Annotated in this window: 23 protein-coding genes; 10 read left to right on the forward strand and 13 right to left on the reverse strand. The window is 68.9% G+C overall.

Features of this window, described 5'->3' with window-relative positions; all coding sequences use genetic code 11:
* Window positions 1-52: 52 nt before the first annotated feature.
* Both ABZ412_RS14270 and ABZ412_RS14275 read right to left on the reverse strand, forming a co-directional pair.
* A complete protein-coding gene (locus ABZ412_RS14270; RefSeq protein ID WP_357280509.1) occupies window positions 53-874 on the reverse strand; it encodes a helix-turn-helix domain-containing protein in 822 nt (273 codons plus the stop codon).
* A gap of 86 nt (window positions 875-960) precedes the next feature.
* Window positions 961-1,782, reverse strand: a complete 822-nt coding sequence (locus tag ABZ412_RS14275; RefSeq protein ID WP_357280511.1) for a helix-turn-helix domain-containing protein — start codon at window positions 1,780-1,782, stop codon at window positions 961-963.
* Between the two features lie 166 nt (window positions 1,783-1,948).
* Between ABZ412_RS14275 and ABZ412_RS14280 the strand changes: the two genes are divergently transcribed.
* The 8 genes from ABZ412_RS14280 (at window position 1,949) to ABZ412_RS14315 (ending at window position 11,803) form a co-directional block, all read left to right on the forward strand.
* Window positions 1,949-2,620 (forward strand): TetR/AcrR family transcriptional regulator, encoded by a 672-nt coding sequence (locus tag ABZ412_RS14280; protein WP_357280514.1) that lies wholly within the window; start codon window positions 1,949-1,951, stop codon window positions 2,618-2,620.
* A gap of 338 nt (window positions 2,621-2,958) precedes the next feature.
* Entirely contained in the window at window positions 2,959-4,011 is a 1,053-nt protein-coding gene (locus ABZ412_RS14285; protein WP_357280516.1) for a 3-oxoacyl-[acyl-carrier-protein] synthase III C-terminal domain-containing protein, read from the forward strand.
* A 9-nt stretch (window positions 4,012-4,020) separates the two neighbouring features.
* The gene (locus ABZ412_RS14290; RefSeq protein WP_357280519.1) at window positions 4,021-4,932 is read left to right on the forward strand and encodes a hypothetical protein; all 912 of its coding nucleotides are present in this window, start codon (window positions 4,021-4,023) and stop codon (window positions 4,930-4,932) included.
* Window positions 4,929-6,749, forward strand: a complete 1,821-nt coding sequence (locus tag ABZ412_RS14295; protein WP_357280521.1) for a fatty acid CoA ligase family protein — start codon at window positions 4,929-4,931, stop codon at window positions 6,747-6,749. The genes ABZ412_RS14290 and ABZ412_RS14295 overlap by 4 nt, the downstream gene beginning before the upstream one ends.
* Entirely contained in the window at window positions 6,746-7,015 is a 270-nt protein-coding gene (locus ABZ412_RS14300; protein ID WP_357280524.1) for a hypothetical protein, read from the forward strand. Before ABZ412_RS14295 ends, ABZ412_RS14300 begins: the two co-directional genes overlap by 4 nt.
* A gap of 70 nt (window positions 7,016-7,085) precedes the next feature.
* Complete coding sequence (locus ABZ412_RS14305; RefSeq protein ID WP_357280526.1) at window positions 7,086-8,126, forward strand: NAD-dependent epimerase/dehydratase family protein; 1,041 nt, start codon at window positions 7,086-7,088, stop codon at window positions 8,124-8,126.
* A gap of 30 nt (window positions 8,127-8,156) precedes the next feature.
* A complete protein-coding gene (locus tag ABZ412_RS14310; protein ID WP_357280529.1) occupies window positions 8,157-9,341 on the forward strand; it encodes a peptide synthetase in 1,185 nt (394 codons plus the stop codon).
* A 113-nt stretch (window positions 9,342-9,454) separates the two neighbouring features.
* Window positions 9,455-11,803, forward strand: coding sequence for an MMPL family transporter (locus ABZ412_RS14315; RefSeq protein ID WP_357280532.1), 2,349 nt, complete (start codon window positions 9,455-9,457; stop codon window positions 11,801-11,803).
* On the opposite strand, the gene ABZ412_RS14320 is transcribed toward ABZ412_RS14315, so the two are convergent.
* Entirely contained in the window at window positions 11,704-12,936 is a 1,233-nt protein-coding gene (locus ABZ412_RS14320) for a cytochrome P450 (protein WP_357280534.1), read from the reverse strand. The two genes, ABZ412_RS14315 and ABZ412_RS14320, sit on opposite strands and share 100 nt — an antisense overlap.
* A 109-nt stretch (window positions 12,937-13,045) precedes the next feature.
* Window positions 13,046-13,900: a 16S rRNA (cytidine(1402)-2'-O)-methyltransferase gene (rsmI, locus tag ABZ412_RS14325; RefSeq protein WP_357280536.1), complete on the reverse strand. Its 855-nt coding sequence runs from the start codon at window positions 13,898-13,900 to the stop codon at window positions 13,046-13,048.
* A 138-nt stretch (window positions 13,901-14,038) separates the two neighbouring features.
* On the opposite strand from rsmI, the gene ABZ412_RS14330 reads away from it, so the two are divergent.
* On the forward strand, window positions 14,039-15,646 hold the full coding sequence (locus ABZ412_RS14330) for a phospholipid carrier-dependent glycosyltransferase (RefSeq protein ID WP_357280538.1): 1,608 nt from the start codon (window positions 14,039-14,041) through the stop codon (window positions 15,644-15,646).
* Between the two features lie 21 nt (window positions 15,647-15,667).
* Here ABZ412_RS14330 and ABZ412_RS14335 read toward each other — a convergent pair whose 3' ends face one another.
* Window positions 15,668-16,042, reverse strand: a complete 375-nt coding sequence (locus ABZ412_RS14335; RefSeq protein WP_357280540.1) for a GntR family transcriptional regulator — start codon at window positions 16,040-16,042, stop codon at window positions 15,668-15,670.
* 7 nt (window positions 16,043-16,049) lie between these two features.
* Window positions 16,050-17,276, reverse strand: a complete 1,227-nt coding sequence (gene arcA, locus ABZ412_RS14340; protein ID WP_357280543.1) for an arginine deiminase — start codon at window positions 17,274-17,276, stop codon at window positions 16,050-16,052.
* 126 nt (window positions 17,277-17,402) lie between these two features.
* Here arcA and soxR point away from each other — a divergent pair, with 126 nt between their 5' ends.
* The gene (gene soxR, locus ABZ412_RS14345; RefSeq protein WP_357280545.1) at window positions 17,403-17,912 is read left to right on the forward strand and encodes a redox-sensitive transcriptional activator SoxR; all 510 of its coding nucleotides are present in this window, start codon (window positions 17,403-17,405) and stop codon (window positions 17,910-17,912) included.
* 64 nt (window positions 17,913-17,976) lie between these two features.
* On the opposite strand, the gene ABZ412_RS14350 is transcribed toward soxR, so the two are convergent.
* From ABZ412_RS14350 to ABZ412_RS14380, 7 genes are all read right to left on the reverse strand, one after another.
* Window positions 17,977-18,876, reverse strand: coding sequence for an SDR family oxidoreductase (locus ABZ412_RS14350; protein WP_357280548.1), 900 nt, complete (start codon window positions 18,874-18,876; stop codon window positions 17,977-17,979).
* Window positions 18,877-19,007: 131 nt separating this feature from the next.
* Window positions 19,008-20,882, reverse strand: a complete 1,875-nt coding sequence (locus tag ABZ412_RS14355; RefSeq protein ID WP_357280550.1) for an EAL domain-containing protein — start codon at window positions 20,880-20,882, stop codon at window positions 19,008-19,010.
* A 17-nt stretch (window positions 20,883-20,899) separates the two neighbouring features.
* A complete protein-coding gene (locus ABZ412_RS14360; RefSeq protein ID WP_357280553.1) occupies window positions 20,900-23,044 on the reverse strand; it encodes an Rv1355c family protein in 2,145 nt (714 codons plus the stop codon).
* Between the two features lie 3 nt (window positions 23,045-23,047).
* Complete coding sequence (locus ABZ412_RS14365) at window positions 23,048-23,800, reverse strand: hypothetical protein (RefSeq protein ID WP_357280556.1); 753 nt, start codon at window positions 23,798-23,800, stop codon at window positions 23,048-23,050.
* Between the two features lie 236 nt (window positions 23,801-24,036).
* Window positions 24,037-24,471, reverse strand: a complete 435-nt coding sequence (locus ABZ412_RS14370) for an effector binding domain-containing protein (RefSeq protein ID WP_357280559.1) — start codon at window positions 24,469-24,471, stop codon at window positions 24,037-24,039.
* A complete protein-coding gene (locus ABZ412_RS14375; protein ID WP_357280561.1) occupies window positions 24,468-24,911 on the reverse strand; it encodes a GyrI-like domain-containing protein in 444 nt (147 codons plus the stop codon). Before ABZ412_RS14375 ends, ABZ412_RS14370 begins: the two co-directional genes overlap by 4 nt.
* Window positions 24,912-25,016: 105 nt before the next feature.
* A complete protein-coding gene (locus ABZ412_RS14380; protein ID WP_357280564.1) occupies window positions 25,017-25,691 on the reverse strand; it encodes a trimeric intracellular cation channel family protein in 675 nt (224 codons plus the stop codon).
* Between the last annotated feature and the right edge of the window lie 6 nt (window positions 25,692-25,697).

Here is a 25,697-nt window from a genome sequence, read left to right on the forward strand (position 1 = left end):
CAGCAGCAGTTTTGATCTCGCCGAACAAGCATCCGGCCCCGCCGTGGCAGGGTCAACCCGCAGAGGTCGCACGAATTGGGGCACTCACGCTCGGCGTCGGGTCGGCCCGGGGCGTGAGCACGAACAACTGGTACGGGCAGTTGTCGGGATGCCAGGCGTTGTAGGAGCGCATGGTCAGCGCCATCCGCCCGCCGGTCTCCGGGTCCCGCACCAGAACCAGTGAATCGTTGAACTGCTCTTCACTGAGGTCGGTGGTCCAGAATCGCTCGAACTCCGGATTCACCCGGCAGGTTTCCAGAATCTGCGCGAGCCGCTCCGGAGCGACAGTCCCCGGCGCGTTCACCCGCAGGATGAACAGCAGCCGATGCACGATCAGCTCCCAGTTGATCAGCACCTCCCGCGCGATCGGCTCGGTCATCATCTGCTCGATGACATTCGCGGGCCGCTCGGCATCCGCACGCGTGGGAAGCAGCCACGGAAACGCCTCCCGCGCGGCCTGATTCGCCGCCAAGATCTCGTACTCGGGCGTCCGGTGATAGAACGCCGGAAACGGCAAAGCCTCCAAATGCTCGATATCCTCGGCCCGCAACGCCGGCGGCCACACCCCCGCCTCCACCGCGGACGCCATCGGCAGTGCCAGCGAAGCCATCTTGCGCAACAACCACGCGGGCGCGTCCATGGCCCGGGACCAGTCCGCCAGCCGCTCCGGCGACATGGGGCGTTCACCGTTCTCGAGCTTGCGATACAGGGACAGGCTCACGAACATGCGTCGCGCCACGTCGTCCTGGGTCAATCCCAAGTGCTCGCGCCGGTAGCGCATGAACATGCCGAGCATGGGCTGCTCCGGCGCGGCCGAGCTCCCGCCGAACATCATCGGTCCACCTCCTCGGGACGGATCAGTCTTTCGCGAACGGATCGATGGTCAAGGTGCCGGCTCGGACGCACCGTCGATGTGGCCGATCACGACTGGCTCATGGCGTTCAGGACGAACGGGTCGACCGTGGGGGTGCCGGGAAGGCGGGGGGTGAGCATGAAGAGCTGATAGGAGCAGCCCTGGGGGTGGTAGGCGTTGTAGACGCGCATGGTGAGGGAGATGAGTTCGCCGGTTTCGGGGTTGCGAACCAGGATCGCGGAGTCGTTGTACAGGTCCTCGGCGACCGGGGTGCTCCACATGCGCTCGAACTCGGGGTTCACACTGCAGGTTTCGATGATCTGGGCCATGCGTTCGGGGGCGACGACGCCGGTGCCCAGGATGCGCAGGCTGAAGAGCAGACGGTGAACGATGGTGTCCCAGTTGACCAGGACTTCGGGTGCCACGGGGACGATCATCATCTGCTCGATGACGTTCACCGGGCGATCCGCGCCCGGGGGCGCCGGGGCCAGCCAAGGCAGCGCTCCGAGGGCAGCCGGGTTGGCCGCGAGCACTTCGTACTCGGGGAAGCGGTGGAAGAAGGCGGGGTAGGGCAGGGCGTTGAGGTGGTCGATGTCCTCCTGGCGCAGCTGGGGCGGCCAGGCGCCGCGGGCCAGTGTCGAGATCTTCGGCATCGCGAGGGAGACCATCTTCTCGAGCATCCACACCGGAGCGTCGATGGCCTTGCACCAGTCCTCGAGCCGATCGCCCGTCAGCGCGCGCTCCCCGTTCTCGAGCTTGCGGTAGAGCGAGACACTGACGTACATCCGGCGTGCGGCCTCCTCCTGGGTGATTCCCAGGATCTCCCGGCGGTACCGCATGTACATCCCGAGTACGGGCTGTTCGGGGGTCGGGTTGAGGCCTTCGAGCACGCCGACAGCCTACGGTCCGGTGCAGGTCACAGCGACTCCGGTCCCTTTTGTGAGACAAAGGGGTAGCTACTGATGGCATGCGACGTCAATGCCGGGGCGGGGGGTGGACGGCCACCAGTCGATAATGGGGATCTGAAGTGGATGCAGTTCAGTAAGAGGGGTATGGATGCGGGAGTGGGCTGGACCGGCCGGGGGGTTGCAGCGCACCCATTTCGAGGAGCGGCATCGGGCGGCGCGAGATGCGGTGTTGACCTCGCAGCGGGGGCGGCTGCTGGAGGCGATGGTGGAATGCGTTGAGACCAAGGGGTATAACGCGGTTACGCTGACCGATATCGTGGGGCGGGCCCGGGTTTCGCGGAGTACGTTCTACGAGCACTTCTCCAATAAGGAGCAGTGCTTCATCGAGGCGGTGCGGTCAGCTTCGGACATCATGGCCACCCGGATCGTGGACGAGCTGGGGCAGTTGCCGACCACCGCGGGGGCGCACGAGCGGATCGAGTCCATCGTGGTGACATTCTGCGAAACCGTGGCCTCCGAACCGGATTTCGCGCGGCTGATGCTGGTCGAGGCGTTCAAGGTGGATCAGCAGTCGGTGGCGCTGCGGGATCTGTCGGTGGATCGGTTCGCGGACCTGTATCGCGCGTTCTATGCCGAGGCGCGGGTGACCGATCCGAGCCTGCCGGTGATCGCGGACGAACTGTTCGCGCTGATCCCGGACGCGATCGGGGAGCGCACGCGGCGGGTCATCGTCGCCGAGGGGGCGCATCGGGTGCCCGAATTGGCGCCGCTGTTCGTGGAATTCGTGAACGCGGTACTGGGGCTGCCCGCACGCGCCTGACGCGTGAACTCACTCACAACGGGGGCTTCGTCCCGCCATATCCGGACCATGCCCAAGGCACATGACCGAGGATAGCCGGGTGTTCACTTGCATTGCCGGAGAAGGCCAAACCCCCATTTCAGCGCGACCTCGGCGAGGCTGGCTGCACGAAGGCCTTTTCTGTCACTGCCGGTAACAGTAAGCGACTGTTCACCTTTCGTCTCAGACGGTTACACGGAACGCGACAGTTCCCCAAGCTGATTACCCTCGGGTAGCCTCAGCGCATCCGAGCTTGACGATCACAGTCGATCACCTTTCCCCCCAATGCTTTTCAGCCTCCCCAGTTTCAGGAGTCCCCTGTGCCGCAATCTCGATTCGAATCGATCGGCGCCTATCTGCCCGAGAACCGGGTCACCACAGCAGAACTCGTCGCGCGATTGAAGGAGGCTCCCGAATTCGATCTCGAACGAATTACGGGAGTCAAGGAACGCCGCTTCCGCGACACCCGCCCGGAGAGCCGCGAGGATTCCTTCGCGCTCGCCATGAAGGCGGTCGAGGACTGCCTGTCCAGGTCGTCGTACGCCGCGGGCGATCTCGACATCATCATCTCCACGTCCATCACCCGCAGCAAGCACGGCACCAAGATGTACATGGAGCCGTCCTTCGCCGGCACGATCGCCCGCGCCATCGGCGCCCGCGAGGATGTCATCGCATTCGATCTCTCGAATGCGTGCGCCGGCATGATGAGTGGCGTCTACATTCTCGACCGCATGATTCGCAGCGGCGCCGTGAAACGCGGCATCGTGGTCAGCGGTGAGGCCATCACGCCGATCGCGGAAACCGCGGTCGACGAAATCTCCAGCAAATACGATCTGCAATTCGCCTCGCTCACCGTCGGCGATTCCGGCGCGTGCGTGGCGCTGGACGAAGCCGTCGACGACAACGACGTGATCCACTACATCGAACTCACCACCGCGTCGGAGTTCTCCCACCTCTGTCTGGGAATGCCGAGCGACAAGTCCAACGGCGTCGCGCTGTACACCGACAACCGGAAGATGCACAACGAGGCCCGGTTCCTGCTGTGGACCGACACCCAGCGCAATTTCATGGAGGCGCAGGGCTTCACCTTCGCCGACGAGGGTTTCGACTACATCATCCACCACCAGTTCGGCGCGGCGGCCATCCCGTTCATGAACGCCATCGCCGAACGCGAATTCGGCCACCCGATGCCGCCGGACCTGAATGTCATCGAGAAGTACGGAAACACTTCCAGCACTTCCCATTTCATCGTGCTGCACGATCAACTGAGCCAGCAGAACCTGGCCGCCGGATCGAAGATCCTGATGATTCCCGCGGCGTCGGGGGTCGTCGGCGGATTCCTGTCCACCACCATCTCGTCGCTGAAGGTCTGAGGTACCGCCATGGGTGTGCGCATCAAATCCACCGGAATCGCCCGGGACACCGACACTTTCAGCATCGTGGAGCTCAGCGGCCGGGCCGCGCGCCGGGCGATGGAGAGCGCCGGGGTGGAGCCCGGACAGGTCGGGGTCATGATCAACGCGGGCATCTTCCGCGACAGCAATACCGTCGAGCCCGCCGTCTCGGCGTTGATCCAGAAGGCCGCGGGCATCGGCCTCGACTACGTGAAGGAGGACCCGCGGTCCTTCTCCTTCGACCTGATGAACGCCGGCACCAGCGTGCTCAATGCCGTGCAGGTGGCCCAGGCGGTGCTGGCGACCGGCAGCGCCGAGCACGTGCTGATCGTCTCCGGCGACACCCACCCGTCGATGACCCGCGCGGCCGCCGACGACGAATTCCCCTACGCCACCGCCGGCGCCGCGCTCCTGCTGGAGCAGACCGGCGAGCCCGAGGGCTTCGGCCAGGTGCACACCCGGGCCGCCGCGGGCACCCCCGGCCTGGAGTCGTACGTGGACACCGAGACCATGGGCGACCGCGGCCGCGGCCTGATGACGGTGGACCGTGAGCCGGACTACCTGGACCGGCTGCTGGCGGTCGCCGCCGACGCCGCCCGCGCCGCCCTCTCCGGCAGTGCCGCGGAGGAGACCACCACCGCCCTGATCGCCGCCACCCCGAGCGACGACTTCCCGGCCCGCCTGGCCGAGGAGCTGGGCATCGCCCCGGACGCGGTGTTCCTCCCGGACCTGTCCCAGGGCGACCCGCACACCGCGTCGCTGTCGCTGGCGTATCACGCTGCCGCCCACGCGGAATCGCTGACCGGGTACCGCGATGTGCTGTTCGTGGCGGCGGGCGCGGGCCCGTCGGCGGCCGCCGTCGTCTACCGTCTGCCCGCCGTGGTCGGGGCCGCGGCGTGACCACCGCGACCTATTGGCAGGCCATCGACCGCTTCCGTGCGGTGGTGGCCGCCGATCCGGACCGTGAGGCGGTGATCTACCCCGCGGGGAAGACCGCCTCCGGCCTGCCGGACTACCGCCATCTCACCTACCGTGAGCTCGACGAGTGGTCCGACACCATCGGCCTGCACCTGGCCGCCGCCGGGGTGGGCCGTGGCACCCGCACCATCGTGCTGGTGCTGCCCAGCCCGGAGCTGTACGCGATCATGCTGGGGCTGTTGAAGATCGGCGCCATCCCGGTCGTGATCGATCCGGGCATGGGTGTGCGCAAGATGCTCAACTGCCTGCGCGCGGCGAACGCGGAGGCGTTCATCGGCATCCCGCAGGCGCACGCGGCGCGGGTGCTGTTCGCCAAGTATTTCCGCGATGTGCGGGTGACGCTGACCGTGGGCCCGCGCTGGTTCTGGGGCGGGCCGACCCTGCGCAGCTGGGACGCCCCGGTGACGGCAAGCCGGTTCGGCATCCGTTTCCGCACCGACGCCGCCGGTCCGGTCGGCGCGAAAGTGGCGGCGCGACTGGAGGAACTGCTCGCCTCCGTCGCCGAGTCACGGCGGCCGTCCGGTGAGCACCGCGCCCCGTTCGACGCCTTCACCCTGCGCGAGCGGGTGCCCGCGCCCGCCGACGAGGTGCTGCTCATCGCCTACACGACCGGCTCGACCGGTCCCGCCAAGGCCGTGGAGATGACGCACGGCAATCTCAGCGCCATGGTCGAGCAGGTGCACGCCGCCCGCGGCCGGGTGGAGCCGGGCACCTCGCTGATCACGCTGCCGCTGGTCGGCATTCTCGACATGCTCCTCGGATCCCGGTGTGTCCTGCCGCCATTGGTGCCCAGCAAGGTCGGTTCCACCGATCCCGCGCACGTGGTGGACGCGATCAACCGGTTCGGGGTGAAGACCATGTTCGCCTCCCCCGCCGTGCTGATCCCGCTGCTGCGGCACCTGGAGACGCACCGCACGCCGGTACCGACGCTGCACAGCATCTTCTCCGGCGGCGCGCCCGTCCCGGACACCTGCATCGCCGGGCTGCGCCGGGTGCTGGCCGCGGACGCGGAGGTGTACGCCGGGTACGGCTCCACCGAGGCGCTGCCCATGTCCACCATCGAATCCCGTGAGCTGCTGGCCGGTCCGGCCGATCGCGCCCGCCTCGGCGAGGGCACCTGTGTGGGCCGTCCCGCCGAAGGGGTGCGCGCGCGGCTGGTCGCCATCACCGACGACCCGATCCCGACCTGGGCGCACGCGCAGGCCCGCGAGACCGAGCTGGCCGCCACCCGCGGCATCGGCGAACTGGTGGTGTCCGGGCCGAACGTGAGCACCCGCTACTACTGGCCGGAGTCGGCGAACGCGGCGGGCAAGATCCAGGACGGCGAGACGGTGTGGCATCGCACCGGCGACCTGGCCCGCATCGACGGCGAGGGCCGGATCTGGTTCTGCGGACGCAAGAGTCAGCGACTGCAGACCGCCGCCGGACCCATGTTCTCGGTGCAGGTGGAGCAGGTGTTCAACGCCGTGCCCGGCGTGGCCCGGACCGCGCTGGTCGGTGTCGGCGAGCGGGGCGCGCAGCGGCCGGTGCTGTGTGTCGAGACCGAACCGGGCGCGGATCCCGCGGCCGTGACGGCGGGGCTGCGCGCGCGGGCGGGCGAATTCACGGTCACCGCAGCGGTTTCCACGTTCCTGTTCCACCCGAAGTTCCCGGTCGATATCCGACACAATGCCAAGATCGGCCGCGAGCAGCTCGCGGTCTGGGCGGCGGAGCGGCTCGGAAAGGACGAACGACGATGAAGGTGCTGGTACTACAGGCGATTCCGGTGCTCGGCTGGCTGTATCTCGCCGTGGGCGTGCTGCTCGCGGCGGGGGATCGCGCCCCGGAGAACCGGCTGCTGCGCGCGGTGTTCTGGATCGACGCGTTCCTGAGCGTCGTGGTGCACGCGGCCCAGATCCCGGCCGCCCTGCGCGCCACCGCGGACAGCGGGCACTCGCCGGTCAAGACGGCGGCCATGACCCAGATCTTCGGGATCACCTGGTGGAAGACGCAGGTGGCCGCATGACCGGGTCAGGCGCGGAGGAGGCAGCTCGCACAACCACGCGGCGCTCCCGGGCATGCGGAAAGGACAGGGCGTGAAGGCACTGGTGACGGGCGCTTCCGGATTCCTGGGCGGGGCGCTGGTGCGCCGCCTGGTCCGCGACGGCGACTACGAGGTGGCCATTCTGGCCCGGCCGACCAGCAACCTGCGCGATCTGTCGGAGGTGCTGGATCGGGTGGAGGTCGTCACCGGCGACCTCACCGATCCGGGGTCCCTGGATCGCGCCACCAAGGGCGTGGACGTGGTCTTCCACAGCGCCGCGCGGGTGGACGATCGCGGCACGCGCGACCAGTTCGTCGCCGAGAACGTCACGGCCACCGAGAATCTGCTGCGGGCGGCGAGACGCAATGGCGCTTCGCGGTTCGTGTTCGTGTCCAGCCCGAGCGCGCTCATGGACCGCGGCGGCGGCGATCAGGTCGACATCGACGAATCGGTGCCGTACCCGAGCCGCTACCTGAACCACTACTCCGAGACCAAGGCCGCGGCCGAACGCCTGGTCCTGGCCTCGAATACGGACGGGTTCACCACGTGTGCGCTGCGGCCGCGCGCCATCTGGGGCGCGGGAGACCGGTCCGGGCCGATCGTGCGGCTGCTGGGCCGGGCGGGCGAAGGGTCCTTGCCGGACCTGTCCTACGGCAGGCAGGTGTACGCCTCGCTGTGCCATGTGGACAATATCGCCGAGGCCTGCGTACTGGCCGCGCGCAGCGAGAACGCCGGCGGCAAGGCGTATTTCATCGCCGACGCCGAACGCACCGACGTGTGGGGCTTCCTCGGCGAGGTGGCGACCGGTCTCGGCTACCCGAAGCCGACCCGGCAGCCGAATCCGAAAGTCCTCGCCGCGATCGTGGCCACCATCGAAACCGTCTGGCGCATACCGTTCGTCGCCACCCGGTGGTCGCCGCCGTTGTCCCGGTACGTGGTCGCGCTGATGACCCGCACCGCGACCTACGACACCTCCGCCGCCGCCCGCGATCTCGGCTACCGGCCGATCGTGGACCGTGAGACCGGCCTGGCCGGTTTCCTGACCTGGCTCGAAAGCCAGGGCGGCGCGGTGGCATTGAACGCGCAGATCTAACGCATCGAGACGATCCAGGCAGGTAGGCCCATGTTCCGCCGTCCCATCTCCCCCACCGAACTCATCTACTTCCCGATGCGGGATCTGGCTCCGCCGTTCCTGATGCAGCTGGTCGTGGAGGGCACGGGCAGCATCGATCCGGAGGCGCTGCGGCGCGCGGTCGCCACCGCCGCCGCCGCGAACCCGGGCGCGCGCCTGGTGCGCGAGGGCCGCCACTGGGTGGACAGCGGACGCGCACCCGGCGTGCGCGTGGTCGAGCACACGCTGCGCTACCCCGCGCTGGAAGCGGATCCGGTGCTGACCAGCCCGATCGGGCCGACCCCCGACGCCACGGTGGAGGTGCTGCTGCTCACCGGCACGACCACCGCGCTGGTCTTCCGGGTGTTCCACGGCGTCATGGACGGCATGGGCATGGTCATGTGGACCACCGACGTGCTGCGGGCGCTGCGCGGCGAGGAGCCGGTGGGCGCGGCCGACCCGATCGCCGACGCCGAACTGGTGAAGCGGATCGGCGCGCCCGGGCGGCCCACCCTCATGCTGCCGCGCTTCCGGTCGGCGACCGGGCACGGCCGCCAGGAGCGTGGCGAGCACCGGCATCTGTTGCGCACCAGGACCATTCACGCGACCGGGCCGGGCACGCTGATGCGGGTGGCGGCCATGCTGGCCGACGAGGGCGGGCCCGTCTCGCGCATCATGATCCCCGTCGACATCCGACGCCACGACCCGGAGCTGCGGTCGACCGCGAATCTCGCGCTGCCGCTGTTCCTGGACGTGCGGCCGGGCATGGACTGGCGGCAGCTCAACGAGATCAAGCGCGCGGGGCTCGCGGAGAACCGCGAACTGAACCAGATGGACAACGGCGGGCTGAAGTACCTGCCGCAGGCCGCCGGACGCGGACTGCTGCGCGTCCTCAACGCCCTGGGCTCGCGCACGGGCCTGAACCTGGCCTCCGCCACCGTCTCCCACATGGGCCGCTACGACCTCGACGCCCTCGCCGTCCCCGGTTTCGCGCCCACCGCCATCAAGGTGATGCCACAGCACAGCGTCGCCATGCCGCTGCTCATCGGCATGACCGAATGCGGCGGGCGCACCGAGCTCACCGTCTCCGCGCGCAGCGGCCGGGGCGTGCCCGAACGACTGGACGCGCTGCTGGACCGCATCGTCCGGACGCTGGAAAGCGAACTCGCCCAGCAACCTTCGACCGCTCACAACTAGGGACCGAGCCCACCGGGGTGTAGCGGCGGTGCCGCCGCCGAGCGCGTCCGGCCTGGCCACGGTGCCCGGCCCGACGCGCTCACCCGCTCGCGCACAACAGGATCGGAGTGCCCATGACCACCGTCGGCAATTCCACCGAGGCCACCGGAGCCGGGGTCGAGGGCGACTCGCCCGCCACCATCGGCGATCCCGCCGAGACCACCAACCACTCGGCCGCAGCCGAATCCCGGGCGGTCAGCGGACGATCGCACGGTGGCGCGGCATCCGGTGATCACGCGGCGGTCGGCGCTCTCGTGGCCGCGTGGGCGCGCGTGGTCGTCGCCCGACCGAAGACCGTGCTGGTGGCGGCGGTGTTGTTCGCACTGGCCTGCGGGGTGTTCGCGACCGGACTGCAGCAGCGGGTGAGTTCGGCGGGATTCGTGGTGCCGCGCAGTGAATCCACGGCGGTGGACGCCTGGGTGACCGAGCGGCTGGGGCCACAGAATCCGGATGTCATCGCCGTGTACACCGCGCCCGAAGGGCAGTCGCTGGCGGATATCGGGCCGCGGGTGACGGCGGCCATCGCGTCCATCGACCCGGCCCTGTTGCGGCGGCCCGTCGAAAGCTATTGGAGCAGTGCGCGATCACAGTATCTGCGGTCGGCGGACGGGCGGCAGGCGGTCGCCGTGGTGTTCTCGGCGGGCGACGACAACCAGCGGGTGGCCGAGTATCCGAGAATCGCTGCCGCGCTGCGGGTCGACGGGCTCGACACGAAGCTGACCGGGTACAGCGCGCTCGCCGACACGATCAGCACGCAATCACGGCACGATCTGGTACTGGCCGAATCCGTTTCGATCCCCTTGACGGCTTTGGTGCTGGTTCTGGTGTTCGGCGGTGTGGTGGCCGCCGCGCTGCCGGTGGCGATCGGCACCCTGGCGGTGATCGGGGCGCTGGGCGCGGTCGGGCTGATCGCGCGGCTCACCGAGGTCAGCGTGTTCGCCATGAACGTGGTGTCGCTGCTGGGGCTCGGATTGGCCATCGACTACGGGCTTTTCATCGTCGGACGGTTCCGGGAGGAACTCGCGCGCGGAGCCGGCGTGGAGGCGGCGGTGACCCGCACGCTGGGCACGGCCGGCCGCACGGTGCTGTTCTCGGCGCTGCTGCTCATGTGCGCGTTCGCGGGGACGTTCGTCTTCCCGCTGGCGGTGCTGCGCTCGCTCGGGATCGGGGCCATCGCCGCGGTGGGGCTGGCCGCCGCGCTGTCGGTGACCGCGCTGCCCGCCATGCTGGCGCTGCTCGGTCCGCGGATCGGCAAGTGGAGCTGGCGCGCGGACGCCTTCGATCGTTCCGAGGCTCGGGCGCAACGGTTCTGGGGTGGCGTTGTCACCGCCGTCATGAAGCGGCCGGGCGTGATCGCCCTCGCCGTCGGCGCGATCCTGCTCGTGCTGGCCGCGCCGCTGACCGGTGTCCGGCTCGGCGACATCGACCACACCGCCCTGCCCGCGGGCAATGAAACCCGGGTCGCCGTCGAGGAACTGACGGCGCACTTCCCCGCCGCCAACAGCGGGGCCACCATCCTGGTCCGCGAAACCGGCGGCGGCACACCGACTCAGGCCGGGGTCAGCCGGGCGCTGCGGGAGATCGGCGGCGTGCCCGGAGTCCGGCAGGCGCTGGCCCTCGATACCCGCGACGACACCGTCATCGTGCACGCCGCGCTCGCCGCCCCGGACCGCTCACCGCGCGCCCAGGACATCGTGCGCGACCTGCGGGACCTGCATCCGGACGGACTCGAACTGCGGGTCGGCGGCGAGAGCGCCACCACGGTCGACAGCATCGCGGCCGTGCTCGATCGGCTCCCGCTCATGATCGCGGTCATGGTGGCCGTCACACTGCTCATGCTGGCGCTGGCGTTCCGCTCGATCGTCCTGCCGCTCAAGGCCGTCCTCATGGCCTTCCTCAGCCTGGCCGCCACCTTCGGCGTGCTCACCTGGATCTTCGATCAGGGGCATCTGGCGGGTGCGCTGCACATCAGTGTCGGCCCGCTGTCCGCGGGAATGATGGTCCTCATCATCGCGGTCGTGTTCGGGCTCTCCACCGACTACGAGGTGTTCCTGCTGTCGCGCATGGTGGAAGCGCACGACGCGGGCGCGGACACCGAGACCTCGGTGCGCGTCGGAACCGTGCAGACCGCGCGCGTGATCACCGCCGCCGCGACGCTGCTCGTGCTCATCACCGGCGCGTTCACGTTGTCGCCGCTCACGCCCATGCGGTTCCTCGGCCTCGGCATGGTGATCGCGCTGATCATCGACGCCACCCTGGTCCGCATGCTGCTGGTCCCGGCGCTGGTGAAACTGATGGGGCCCGCCAACTGGTGGACCCCGGGTCAGGGGCGGAGGCGGACCGGCAGCGCGGTAAGTCCCCGCACGATCAGCGATTTGCGCCAGGACAATTCGGCGTCGGTGGCGAGCACCAGGTCCGGGTAGGCCGCGAGCAGGCGGGTCAGCGCGACTCCGCCCTCCATGCGCGCCAGCGGAGCGCCGACGCACCGGTGGATGCCGTAGCCGAAGGCGAGATGGTTCTTGTCGGCGCGGTCCAGGTCCACCCGGTGCGGGTCGTCGAAGCGCGACGGGTCGCGGTCGGCGGCGGCCATCGACACCAGAACCCGCTGACCCGCGGGGATGTCGATGCCGCCGACGGTGACCGGGGCGGTCGTGTAACGGAAGGTGCCCTCGCCGGCCGGGGACTCGAAGCGCAGGACTTCCTCCACGAAATCCGCCATCCGGCCCGGGTCCGCGGCGAGAACGGCCCGGACTCCGTTGTCGGTCAACAGGATCGCGACAGCGTTGGAGATCAGGTTCACGGTGGTCTCGAAGCCCGCGATCAACAGCAGGAACACCATGCTGATCAGCTCGCGGTGGGAGAGCCGGTCGCCGTCCTCACTGGCCGAGATCAGTTCGGACAGCAGGTCATCGGCCGGCGCTTCCTGCTTGGCGCGGATCAATCCGTCGATATAGCCGAGGAACTGGCCGACGGCGGCGCCACGGGCCTCGGGGGTCTCGTCATTGGAGACCAGGGTCGTGGACCAGGCGCGGAAGCTGTCGCGGTCCTCGTTGGGCACGCCCAGCAGCTCGCAGATCACCAGCATGGGCAGCGGGAACGCGTAGCGGTCCAGCAGATCCTGCTCGGTCGCGGCGTCCTCGGCCAGCCCGGCCAGCAGACCGTCGGCCAATTCGGTGATGCGCGGGGCCAATTCGCGCACCGCGCGGCCACTGAACGCGCGATTCACCAGCGCCCGCAGCCGGGTGTGCTCCGGCGGGTCGTAGAACAGCATCATGTCGCCGAACATGGCCGCGCCCGCGGCATCACCACCGAGCGCGGCCTGCGCGCCCGGCGATTTGAGGGCCTTGCTGACGGCGGGATCCAGGAAGACGGCCTTCGCCGCCTCGTAATCGGTGACCAGCCAACCGGTCCCGCCGTCCGGGAAGCGCACGAAATGCGCAGCGCCGCGCGCCCGCAACACGTCGTACGCGTCGTGCGGCCGCTGATAGAAATCGTCGCTCAACGCGAACGGTTCCAGCACCAATTCACTTGCCGGAGCGGCCGTCTCATGCACCATGATCGGGGACTGTAACAGCGGCCCGCGGGGCCGGGCGCGGCATCGGCGCACCCCTTCCAGTGGGCACACTGGCCAGACAACCGCGGGCCGAACACCGACCCGGGGAGCGCTATTCGGCGGAACGGGCCGCCAGCACCGCGTCGTACAGCTCGCGACGCGACGCTCCGGTGGCGGCGGACACCTCCGCGCACGCGTCCTTCAACCGCAGCCCCGACTCGATCAGGGCTTCGACCTGGCCGACCAGATCGGCGGGCTCGGCCGAAACGGGCTGCGCGCCTTCGAGAACCACGGTGATCTCACCGCGCGCCCCCTCGACGGCCCAGGCGGCCAGCTCCGCCAGCGTGCCGCGCACGACCTCCTCGTAGGTCTTGGTGAGCTCCCGGCAGACCGCGGCGCGCCGGGTCGGGCCGAGCACCTCGACCGCGTCGGCCAGGCAGTCGGCGAGCCGGTGCGGGGCCTCGAAGAACACCACCGCACGGGCTTCCGAGGTCAGCGTGCGCAGCCACTCCTTGCGCTGCCCGGACTTGCGGGGCGGGAACCCGTCGAAACAGAAGCGTTCGACGGGCAGGCCGGACAGGGCCAGCGCGGTGGTCACCGCGGACGGGCCGGGCAGGCAGGTGATCGGCAGGCCGTGCTCCACGCACGCCGCCACCATCCGATAACCGGGATCGCTCACCGACGGCATGCCCGCGTCGGTGACCAGCAACACCGTCTTCCCGGACTCGATCTCCTCGAGCAGCATCGGGATGCGCGCGGTCTCCACGTGGTCGTAGAAGCTCACCACCCGGCCGGAGATCTCCAGCTCTAGCGCCTTCGCCAGCGACCGCGTCCGCCGCGTGTCCTCGGCCGCCACGATGTCGGCGGTGGCGAGCGCGTCCCGCAATCGCTGCGAGGCGTCACCGATATCGCCCATCGGCGTCGCCGCCAGGACCAGCCGGCCCGGCGCACCGGACCCGGCGCTCATCTGTTCCGCTGTTCCACTCCGAGACACCCGCCGAACCTACCGGCGCGGGCGCGCGAACCCCGGCCGGGGGCCACCACCGGAGTGGCGGCGGCTCACCGGAAGGCGACTCGAGGGGCGCGACCGCTTACGATCGACGGCGTGACCCAGGTAACCGACGTGCGACCGTCAGCGGTTCAGGCGGAGACGGCGGCGCTGTCGAGTCCCGCTCCGCTGGTGCCCTCACCCGATTTCGGGCCCACGGACTGGGCGCGGGGCTGGGTGGTCACGCTGTTCCTCACCGCGATCGCGGGCATCACCCGGTTCCTGCTGCTGAACTATCCGACCGACCTGCACACGCCGGTCTTCGACGAGAAGCACTACGCGCCGCAGGGATGGCAGGTGCTCACCAACGGCGGCGTCGAGGACAACCCGGGCTACGGGCTGGTGGTGCACCCGCCGGTCGGCAAGCAGATGATCGCGCTCGGCGAGGCCATCTTCGGATACGGGCCGTGGGGCTGGCGGTTCACCGCCGCCGTCTCCGGAACGCTGCTGGTGCTGCTCGTGATCCGCATCGTGCGGCGAATGACGCGATCCACCCTGATCGGCGCGTTCGCGGGCATCCTGCTGATCTGCGACGGACTCACCTTCGTGTCCTCCCGCATCGGCATGCTCGACATCTTCCAGACGCTGTTCGTCACCGCGGCCTTCGGCTGCCTGGTCGTGGACCGCGACGACATCCGCACCCGCATCGCGCGGGTCGCCGCCGAGGGACGCATCGACGACACCGAATACGGGCCGCGGTTCGGCGTGCGCTGGTGGCGGTTCGGCGCGGGCCTCATGCTCGGACTGGCCTGCGGCACCAAATGGTCCGGCGCGTACTGGATCGTCGGGTTCGCGGCGCTGTCACTGGCGTTCGACCTGGCCGCGCGACGCGGGTATCGGGTGAAGAAGCCGTGGGAGGGCGTCGCCCGGCGCGACCTCGGGCCCACCGTCTACGCGATGATGGTCGTGCCGGTGTTCGTCTACCTCCTGTCCTTCTGGGGCTGGTTCGCCAGCGAGACCAGCTACGACCGGTACGCGGTCGGGTCGAAGGTCGGTCGCGGCGGGGACTTCTCATGGGTGCCCGGCGCATTGCGCGGACTCTGGTACTACGGCGGCGAGGTCCTCAACTTCCACAAGGAGCTCACCAACTCCGCGGGCAATCACCATCCGTGGGAATCCAAGCCGTGGACCTGGCCCATGGGACTGCGGCCGATGCTCTACTACTACGCCGACACCAATGTCAGCGGTTGCGGGCAGGCCGCCTGCGTCAAGGCGGTCATGGCGATCGGCACGCCCGCGCTGTGGTGGGTGGTCTTCCCCATGCTCGGGTGGGCACTGTGGCGCAGCATCGTACGGCGCGACTGGCGCTACGCCGCCGTCCTGGTCGGGTACGGGGCAGGAATCCTGCCCTGGTTCCTGGATCTGGACCGGCAGATGTACTTCTTCTACGCGGTGCCGCTGGCCCCGTTCCTGGCCATGGGCGTGGCGCTGGCGCTCGGCGACATCCTCGGGCACGCACCGCCCAGCGGACGGCGGCTCTCGGGCGCGCCGGGCTGGCAGATGTTCACCCCGCCCAGCGAACGACAGGGGCTGGGGCTGCTGCTGGTGTGCCTGTACCTGGCGCTGGTCATCGCCAATTTCATCTGGCTGTGGCCGATCCTGACCGGTATGCCGATCACACCCGGCAACTGGCACGACCACCTGTGGCTGCCCAGCTGGAGGTAGGACCGACGGCGGGGCCGGAAACTATGGCGCCGTGTCGTTCTCGCCGAGCGCGGCGTGCAGATAGCGCTCCGCGGCGTCGTCGTCCAGGCCTAGTCGCCTGATCACGGCGACGTACTCGGTGGCGGCGCGGCCCGCCAGGTCGCGGGTCGGGTCGCCCGAGGACGCGATGAAAGAGCCCAGCCGCCCGCGGGTTTCGAGCATGCCGTCCTGCTCCAGCTCGCGGTAGGCGCGCGCCACCGTATTGGGGGCCAGCTTCAGCGTCGCCGCCAGCGCCCGGACCGTGGGGATCTTGGTGCCGGCGGCGAGCTCACCGGAGCGCACCCGGGCGATGATGCCCTGGCGCAGCTGCTCATACGGCGGGACCGTCGAGTGGTGGTCGACCGGGATGTCCAGCATGGCTTCATCACACCTCGTCACGCGACAACGGGCAGGACAGGCAGCGCGGACCGCCGCGGCCGGAACCCAGCTCGGAGCCGGGGATGCGCAGCACCTCGATTCCGGCGTCTTCGAGCCGCGCATTGGTGTTCTCGTTGCGTTCGTAGGCCACCACCACGCCGGGGGCCAGGGCGAGGGTGTTGTTGCCGTCGTCCCACTGCTCCCGTTCGGCGGTGACGCCGTCCAGGCCGGTGTCGACCACCCGCAGCTTGCCGATGCCCATGGCCTCGGCGGCCACCCGCAGGAAGGGGTCGGGGCCGGAGATGCTCACGCCACCCTCCTCCTTACGAATGGTGAAGGCGCACAACTCATCCTGGATCGCCGGATACATGACCACGGCGTCGACGTCGACCATGGTGCAGACCGTGTCGAGATGCATGGTCGCACGGGTCTGGGCGATCGGCACGACGAGCACGGTGTGGGCCAGATCATCCTCGAAGAGACTGCGCGCCAATGCTTCCGCCCCCGCGGCGGTGGTGCGCTCACCCACCCCGACCGCCACCACGCCCGGGGACAGCAGCAGCACGTCGCCGCCCTCGATGGGCGCGGTGTGCGATTCGTAGGCCCGGCGCACACCCAGGAAACGGGGGTGAAAGGCGTAAATCAGGTCGGTGAGCGAGGTTTCGCGGGCCCGGGCGGGCAGCGCCAGCGAGGTGATCGCCACGCGCGGGCCGACCCAGAACGACGAGTCCCGGGTGAACAGCAGGTTCGGCAGCGGATCGATGACGAAATCGTGGCCGTGATGCATGCGGCGCACCAGCGAGGTGGCGTCCTGAACGAACGGCAGCTCGTCGAATGTCATGCCGGACATCAGGATCTGCGCCAGCTCCGGGGCGGGCACCCGGCGCAGGTGGGCGGCCAGCTCGTCGGCCAGCACGTGACCGAGCCGGCGGGCGTCCACCGCCCCGGAAATACCCTGGATCCGGGCGGCGCCGCTGCCCTGGATGGTCTCGGTGAGCACATCGGCCAGCAGCAGCACCTCGACCCCGCGGCCGCGCAGCACGTCGGCGAAGATATCGTGCTCCTGCTGGGCGCGCTCCACCCACGGAATGGCGTCGAACAGCAGCTGATCGTTGTTGCGCGGGGTGAGCCTGCGCAGCTCGTCGCCCGGGCGGTGCAACAGCACCGTGCGCAGTGCGCCGACCTCCGAGGTCACGGAAAACGGTCGCGCCGTGGGTGCGGCCTTTGTTCCCATGACACGACGGTAGTTGCCCGCGGCACGGATGGCATGCAATTCGCACCCGGGAAAAGCTCGAGTCGTCCCGGTGAATCCTCCGGTCGCCGGGTCGCCGTGACAAGAAACCTGGAGTAATGTTCAGGAATGCAGACCGCGTCGTGGCAGGCGAAGGAGCTGACCCCCGGTCAGCTCGCCCAGCGAGCCGGAGTATCGGTGTCCGCCTTGCACTTCTACGAACGAGAAGGGCTGATCAGCGCCCGCCGGACCAGCGGCAACCAGCGCCGCTACTCCCGCGAGACCCTGCGCCGGGTCGCCTTCATCCGCATCTCCCAGCGGGTCGGCATACCGCTCGCCGAGATCCGCCACGCCCTCGACAATCTGCCCGATGGGCGCAACCCCAGCCGCCGCGACTGGGAGACCCTGTCCACCGCCTGGCGCGCCGATCTCGACGACCGCATCGAACAGCTGGTGCGGCTGCGCGACAACCTCACCGGCTGCATCGGCTGCGGGTGCCTGTCGCTGGGCGTGTGCAAGATCTTCAACGCCCACGACCACCTGGGCGACGAGGGACCGGGCGCGCGGGTGCTCGACACGCACGCGGCCGAGAACTGCACCAAGCCCGGCGTCTGCGAACCGACCGCCGATCAGATCTGACCGGCCGATCCGTCGCACCAGGTCCGGCCACCGTGCGGCCTACCGCCCGGCCCGACGCCGACGGTCAATCCGCCGTGCTCGCACCCGTCACTTCGGCCTGCCGCTCGGACTTCGGCTCCGACCTGGGCAGGAAGGTGGTGAACAGGTCGTTGGCGCGACGCATGGCGAACTCGTACGGCCAGGCGAACTTGCGGGCCCACCAGTAGCCGAAGCGGATATCGAACTGGGTGTGGATCAGGTAGGTGCCCTTCTCCACGCCGCGCAGAATCGTCTGGGCCACCTCGTCCGGGGACTTGGCGTGGCGGCGGAAGCGCCTGATCCAGGCCTGGATTCGCGGGTCGTCACGGTCGACGCCGACGATGTCCACGGTCTGCACCAGCGGGGTGTCGACCGCGCCCGGCACCACCAGGTGGACATCGATGTCGTGGCGGGCCAGATCGAAGCGCAGCACCTCCGAGACGCCGCGCAGACCGAACTTGCTGGCGCTGTACGCGGCGTGCCAGGGCAGCGCGAGCAGACCGGCCGCGGAGGACACATTGACCAGCGCCCCGCCCCGCCCGGCCTGGACCATGGGCGGCACGAAGTTCTCGATCACGTGGATGGGACCCATGAGGTTCACATCCACCATGCGCTTCCAGTGCTTGTGCTCGAGGTTCTCGACGGTGCCCCAGGTGGAGACGCCCGCGATGTTCATCACCACGTCGAGCGAGCCGAGCTGCTCGTGCACCTGCTCCGCGAACGCGGTGACGGCCTCGTAGTCGCTGATGTCGAGGGCGGTGGCCACCTCCACGGTGCCGCCGCCGGAACGGATGGATTCGACGGTGGCGTCCAGCCCCTCGACGTTCACGTCGGTGAGCACCAGCCGGGCGCCCTTGCGGGCCGCCGCCAGTGCCGTGGCCCGGCCGATGCCGCTCGCCGCGCCGGTAATCAAAGTCTTCTTGCCGCTCAGGCCACGATCACGCACGCCGATCCATCCCTTACTTCGACAGCCCTGTCAGAACCGCACGCTACATCACGAACAATAGTGTTCGCGAGTCGGACGAGTACCGGTTTCGCCCCGATTTCCCCGGGGGGTTCGGGTCATCTCCGGGCAGGTCAGGACGGTCCTGGCAGGACCGACCGGCTGGTACCGGGCAGATCCAGATCCAGCGCGATCCGGCCCGCCGCCAGATGCTCCTCGACCTCCTCGGCCGGCATCGGCCGCGCGATCAGGAAGCCCTGCGCCCGATAACAGCCCAGCGCCACCAGCGTGCGCGCCGCCACCGTGGTCTCCACCCCCTCGCCGACCACGCCCAGACCGAACGAACCAGCCAGCCCCACAATCGATTTCACGATCGCCAGATCATCCGCGCTGGCGCCCAGCCGCTGCACGAACCCGCGGTCGATCTTCACCGCGTCCACCGGCAGCGCCTTCAGATGCGACAGCGACGAATACCCCGTCCCGAAGTCGTCGATCGCGATCTGCACGCCCATCCGCTTGAGCCCGCGCAACGTCACCTGCGTGCGCGCGAGATCCTGCACCACAACATGTTCGGTGATCTCCAGACACACCGACGACCCGTCGATCCCGTACCGCCGCAGAATCCCCTCCATGGTCTCCACGAAGTCCAGCGAAACCAGCTGCACCGGAGACACATTGATCCGGATCACCACATTCGACGCCAGCCCCCGCCGCCGCCACAACGCGAACTGCTCACTGGCCGTGCGGATCACCCACCGGCCCAGCTCCCCCGCCAGATTCGTGGCCTCCGCCACCCCCACGAACGCCCCCGGCGGCAACAACCCCCGCGTCGGATGCTGCCACCGCACCAACGCCTCCAGCGCGACGACCCGCCCCGTCCGCAAATCCACCTCGGGCTGATAGTGCAACACCAGCGACCCGTCCGACACCGCACTCCGCAAATTCAGTTCGACGTCGTCCTGCAACTCGAACTGCGCCCGCATGGCATCGGTGAAAACAGCCACCCCATTGCCGCCACTGGACTTCGCCGACAACAGGGCATGATCGGCCCGCCGCAGCACATCCGCGACCGTGGTCTCCCCCGGAATCCCCAGCGCCACACCCACACTCGCCCCGCGACTGACGGTCTCCTCCCCCACCGTCACCCGCCGCCCGATCAACTGCTGAATCCGCGTCGCCTCCGCCCCAGCCGACTCCGCGTCCATCGGCTTCGCGGGCACGATCACGAACTCGTCGCCACCCAGGCGGGCGATCATGTCCGCGGGGTCGAGGTTCTCGCGTAACCGGGTCGAGAGCGAGCGGATGAAATTGTCGCCCGCGGTGTGCCCCAGGAAGTCGTTGAGCGCCTTGAGCCGATCCAGATCGAGGAAGAAGGTCGCCACCGGCCCGGCATTACCGGGCCGCAGCCGGTCCTCCATGTGCTCCAGCAGCGCGCGGCGGTTCACCAGCCCGGTCAGATCGTCGTGCATGGCGATGTATCTGAGCCGTTCCTCGGCCACCACGCGCGCCTGCAACTGAGCGAACAGGGCGGCGATCGCCTTGAGCACATTGAGCTCGCGAGTGCTCCATTCGCGGTCGCCCTCTTTCACGAACCCCAGCACACCGGTCGGCTCGCCACGCGACACCAACGGCACCGCGGCGACCGATACGGCCGCCACCCCGGTCGAATCGCGAATCGTCTCCTGATAATCGTTGTGCTGGGGGCCCGGCCGCACCACCATCGGCTCGATGGCGTGCTCCAGAGCCGAGAAGACCGAATCGGAGCCGTCGAAGTAGGTGACCTGGAGCGGGTCGGGGTTCGGCACCACGGGGCGCGGCGGCCATTCCGCGATCAGGACCGAGGCCCGCCGCTCCGGGTCGGTATGCCGCAGGAAGCTGGTATCGACATCGAAATGCTCGATCAGCCAGGACAGCACGCGCTCGCTGGCCGCCACCATGGTGGTGGCATCGACCCCCATCAACTCCGAGGCGACCTGGGTCACCAGTGAGTCGAGTGTCCGCCGAGGCACCTTGTCTCCGATCGCGTTCAGCTGTGGGCGCGCGCGCCCGGTATCGGCAGCCGCCTGCTACGAACCGAAGCTTTCGGCGCGTGACTCAAGCGAAGCACCAATGCCACCGTTTCTTGTTCAGGCACTCCCAACAGGTCCAGGAAGCTGCCCTGGAGTGAGGTCAGTGTATCGGCGAACCCCGGGGAAACCGCGTACAGTTCTGCGGACTGTCGGGCGAACAGGAACACCGGAGACACCGGCTGCACCGCCAGCCCTCGCCGTTCCGCCTCGATCCACACGCGTTGCAGCACCTCACCGGCCCGGGCGTAGGCGATCAGGTCGGAGGTGCCGGCGGCTGGAGTCGGGAAGGTCACCGCCGCGATCGCCGCGCTCGCGAGCACGCGGTCCGAGGTGTACGCCCCGAGCCCGGCCCCCGCCGACCAATCGCGCAGCAGCCCGACCACATCCGGCCGCCCGCCGACCTCGAACGCGATGTTCTCGTCGGGTCCCAACTCCATGCTCCGCATGTCCAGACCGGTACGCAGGTCGTCCGCCGGTCCGCGCAACTCGGCCAGCATCTCCTCGTGGATCCGCGGGGTCAGGAATCGCGCCCGGTCCGAACTCCCGAGGAGGTCAGCGGCGGACTCGATACCGGCCCGGGTCGCGACGTGACGCAGCCCGCCACCGGCGGCGGCTGCCACCTCGGCCAGCGCGGCGAGGATCGCGGGATCGGCGGACCCCACCGCCCCGAGCTTCCTATTGGTGTGCCGGGTGGCCAGGGCGGTGTAGTCGCGGGCCAGGACCGAATCGGTCGAATCCCCCAGACGCAACGTCGCGGTCAGGACGCCGGGCCCGTCCGCGCGGAGTTCGCTATCACCGAGCACACCATGGTGTGCCGCGGCCACACGCGCGTTGTACAACGCCGCGCCGACGGCCAGCGCGCTGCCGCGGAATCCGATGTCGATGGCCGAACTCCGGCTCGGATCCAGGGCGATCGTCACAGTCCCGGCATCGGCGCCGAGCGTCCAGGGCTGGGCGTTGCCGCCCGAAGGCGCGAGCTGGGCGTAGTGGAGCACCGCCGCGGCCGCGTCGGCCGGAGCGGGCTCGGCCACCGGATCCGGCGGCCACACCGGGTCTCCGGCCGGAACAGGCTCGGCGATCTCGTCCAGCTGCCGGTCCACATCGACCCGGGTGCGGCCCGACGGCAGCTTCACACCGAGTCCGATACGCCGGACGGCCGCCGCGACCGTGGCGCCGCCCAGCTGCACGTCACCCGCCAATTGCGGCCAGCTGGCCAGAGTCTCGCCGATCTCCACCATGCTGGCGGCGGTACGGTCGGACAGCCGCGCGGCGTCGAGGATGCGAATGACGAACGGCGCCTTCTCCTTCGGCGACAGACCGCGGAGTTGCGCCGCACCGAAGTCGCCGAGCACTCCATGGAAGGGGCGGCGGTCCGGTTCCAGATCGAAGCGCTCCACGTCCAGCAGACCGCGGTCGCTGGTCTCCATCAGCAACGGCAGCCGGTGCCGCCGCGCGGCCTCCCGGACGGCGAGTTTGACGTCCAGGGAATCGCACTCCTCGACGACGATCGAGAGACCGTCGAGGAAGGCATCCATATTGTCGTCGTGAACACCGTCCGCGAACACCTCGACCGGGAGGTAGGGGTCGAGCTCCGCGATACGCCGGGCCGCGACCACCGCCTTGTTGACGCCGAGATCGAACAGGCCGCCCGGCAGGCGATTCAGATTGGTGAGCTCGACGGTGTCGAAGTCGGCCAGCCGCAGCCGCCCACAGATGCCCTCCATGGCCAAGGTGTAGGCGATGGTGTGCCCGACGCTCTGTCCGACAATTCCAATCGTCTGCCGCGCCAGAATTTCCTGTTCGGCGCGAGTGATCTTGTTTCGATTGCGATCCAATCGAACCGCGCGCATGATTTCCGCGCCCGGCAGCGCAATCACAGCGCTACGCCACGGATAATAGACCCAGCGATCAGCTTCCGGGCCTTCCGACAATTCCGGCGGGGAAGGCAAATCGGCGAATTCGCCACGCAGCAAGTCGCGCAAATCTGTGAATTCAATGCGACCATCGGCTCGGAGTTCCGAAATCCGCACGGCATCAGCCGGATCGGATTCATCCAACAGTAGCGGCCGGTACGCCCCGGTCGCGGATTCCTCGATACGCATTTGTCAGGCCGACCCCTCGACCGAGCCCTGTTGGGCCGGGAAAATCGGTGGGAACCGGGCCAACTCCTCATGCTCGGCGTCCATCAGCTCACGCTGATTCACGTCGGCGATAGAGCGGTATCCCTTCATGTCCCACCAGAGCGACACCGTCCGGTACCGCTCGTCGGGGTACGGCGCCGAGGGTATCCACCAGGCCGGTTTACCACCGCTGACCGCCCACTGCGGTGCCACATCGCGGTCGGCGGTCAGGAATCCGTAGCGCACGCCCATCAGGTTCGTGGCATGCACGATGCAGCGGGCGACGGCTTCGCGTACCGCTCTCCGATGCTCGGCATCATGGGCCACCCAGCCGGCCTTCAGCTCCACCACCCCGCCCCTGGACCGATCGGCGATCATCCGCCGGAGCGCATGTTCACCGCGATGACCTCGCCATTCGGTAGCCACAGCGTGGGACTCGTCGGCATGGGAGTACGGACCCTGGACCCGCAGGCCTCCGACCACGCGCCCGCCCTCGTCGACTGCGGCGATGAACATCGGGGTCGATCTGCCATTGATCGCCCGGTCGTACTCGAGTGCCATTTCCACGTCGTAACGGCGGTAGGCCGCCAGTGCGCCGTCCATGAATCCCTGCCACAGAGCACCGTGAGTCTGAGGGGTGCCCACGACGAAGACGTGGCCGGACCGCGAGTCCCGAAAGCGCATCTGGCCCGCATCGGAGCCTTCCGCCGGGACGGCCGCGAGTGCTTCGACAGCCATACTGTTCCTACTCCGTTGCTTACTCCCGAGTGCCACCGGACACGGCTGTCTTTCCACCGCACTCGGCGCTGGCACCTAGGGGAGTATCCGCTAGGCCGCAGAAATTGTCCAGGCGTCCGGCAAATCTTCCGAAACCCGAATGGTTGTATAGAAATCCCGCCAGGTCAAACCATTGCTATCGGCCATGAAAACTGGCGACAAGACCGGTCGGTTCTCAATCGGTTAATAATTAGCTATCAGACCAGGATGGAGATGAACAGCTCCAGTTCGGACGGGCCGTGCCAGATCTCGATCTCCTCGCGGTAGGCGCGGGTGATCTCGGCGGAGGCGGTGGCGTCGTCGACCTGGGCCCAGACGTCCTCGACGGGGTCGTGGTAGTCGCCGTTGGGACTGAAGCGGGCATAGACGCCCTTGGGGACCCGGATGAGGATGTCGCCGGTGGGGGCTTCGTCGGGGCCGGGGTATTCGTAGGAGACCAGGACGTTGTAGTTGCCGGCGGGGTCGGGGACGTAGACCGTGGCCAGGGGGCGCTGGGTGGCGCCGCGGTCGCGGAGGCGGTCGCGCAGGAACTCGATGAGCTCACTGTTGGAGACCTTGAAGCTGGGGCGCACCCGGGGAACCACCAGGCCGCCGTAGACGCCGCCGGGGCGGACCACGATCGAGTAGGTCATGACGGCTCGACCGCCAGGTACAGATCGATCTTGTAGGCGTGCGGGTAGGTCTCGAAATCACCGGTGTGAATGCGCTTGATCTGGTTGTGCTCCTCGGCGTAGGCGATCTGCGTCCACAGGTCGGTCATCACCTGCGGGAAATTGCCGATCGAGGAGAAGCGGGCGTAGGTGCCGCGCGGGAGGCGGGCCACCAGATGGCCGCGGGTCACCTCCTCGAGGGAGGAGCACTGGTAGCCGACGATCTGGGTGTTGTAGGTGCCCAGCTCGGCCGCGTAGTCGGTGTAGGCGGAGGCGAGGGGGCCACCCAGGTCCTGGTGCAGGACCGCGGCCCAGGCCACCTCGAGGTCGTGATCGCGCAGTTCACCGAGGGCGCGTTTGGGACTGCGCACCGGTAAACCGGCAACCCAGATCTCGTCCCGCTCGACGATCTCGAACTGCATGGGAAGGAACTCTCTCGAGGTGTGATTCACAGCCGGTCGGCCAAGCCTTCGCCATGCTATCAATCGCCGGGGAGCGTGCCGGGCGACACGGCAGAGGCGCTCGTCTCACCGGGCGGTGGGGTCGTCCTCGCGGCGGCGGTGCGGGCGGGCCATGGGTGCGTGCCAGTGCCGATACAGCGCGAGCAGGCGCAGGGCGACCGCACCCGCACCGGCCAAAGCGCCTGTCCAGTAGGTGTATTGGCCGTAGTGCAGCAGGGTCGCGGTCACCGCGGATCCGAGCAGCGCGGGGACCGCGTAGAGCTCTCCGTCACTCAGGACGCTCGGTGTGACACCGGCCAGTACGTCGCGGATCACACCGCCGCCGACCGCGGTCACCAAACCGAGCGCGGCGGCCGAGGTCGCCGACATGCCGTGCTGGAACGCGGTGACCGTGCCGGTCACACAGAAGATGCCGAGACCGATCGCGTCCGCGACGTTGAGCGGGGTGCGAGTCAGGCGGACCGGCGGGTGCCAGAAGAAGATGAGCACCGCGGCCAGCAGTGCCGTCGCCGCGTAGGAGAGGTCGACGAAGGCGCGTGGCGGGGTGCGGCCGATCACCAGATCGCGGATCACACCGCCACCGGTCGCGGTCGCCACCGACAGGGCCGCGATGCCGACCACGTCGAAGCGGCGGCGCACCGCGAGCAGCGCGCCCGACACTCCGAATGCGAACACTCCCATCAGGTTTCCCGCGCTCTGCGCCGCGTCGGCGGCGGTGCCGAGTTCGACGAGATCACTCATTGCACG

Source organism: Nocardia sp. NPDC005746 (genome assembly GCF_040630785.1).
GTDB lineage: Bacteria > Actinomycetota > Actinomycetes > Mycobacteriales > Mycobacteriaceae > Nocardia.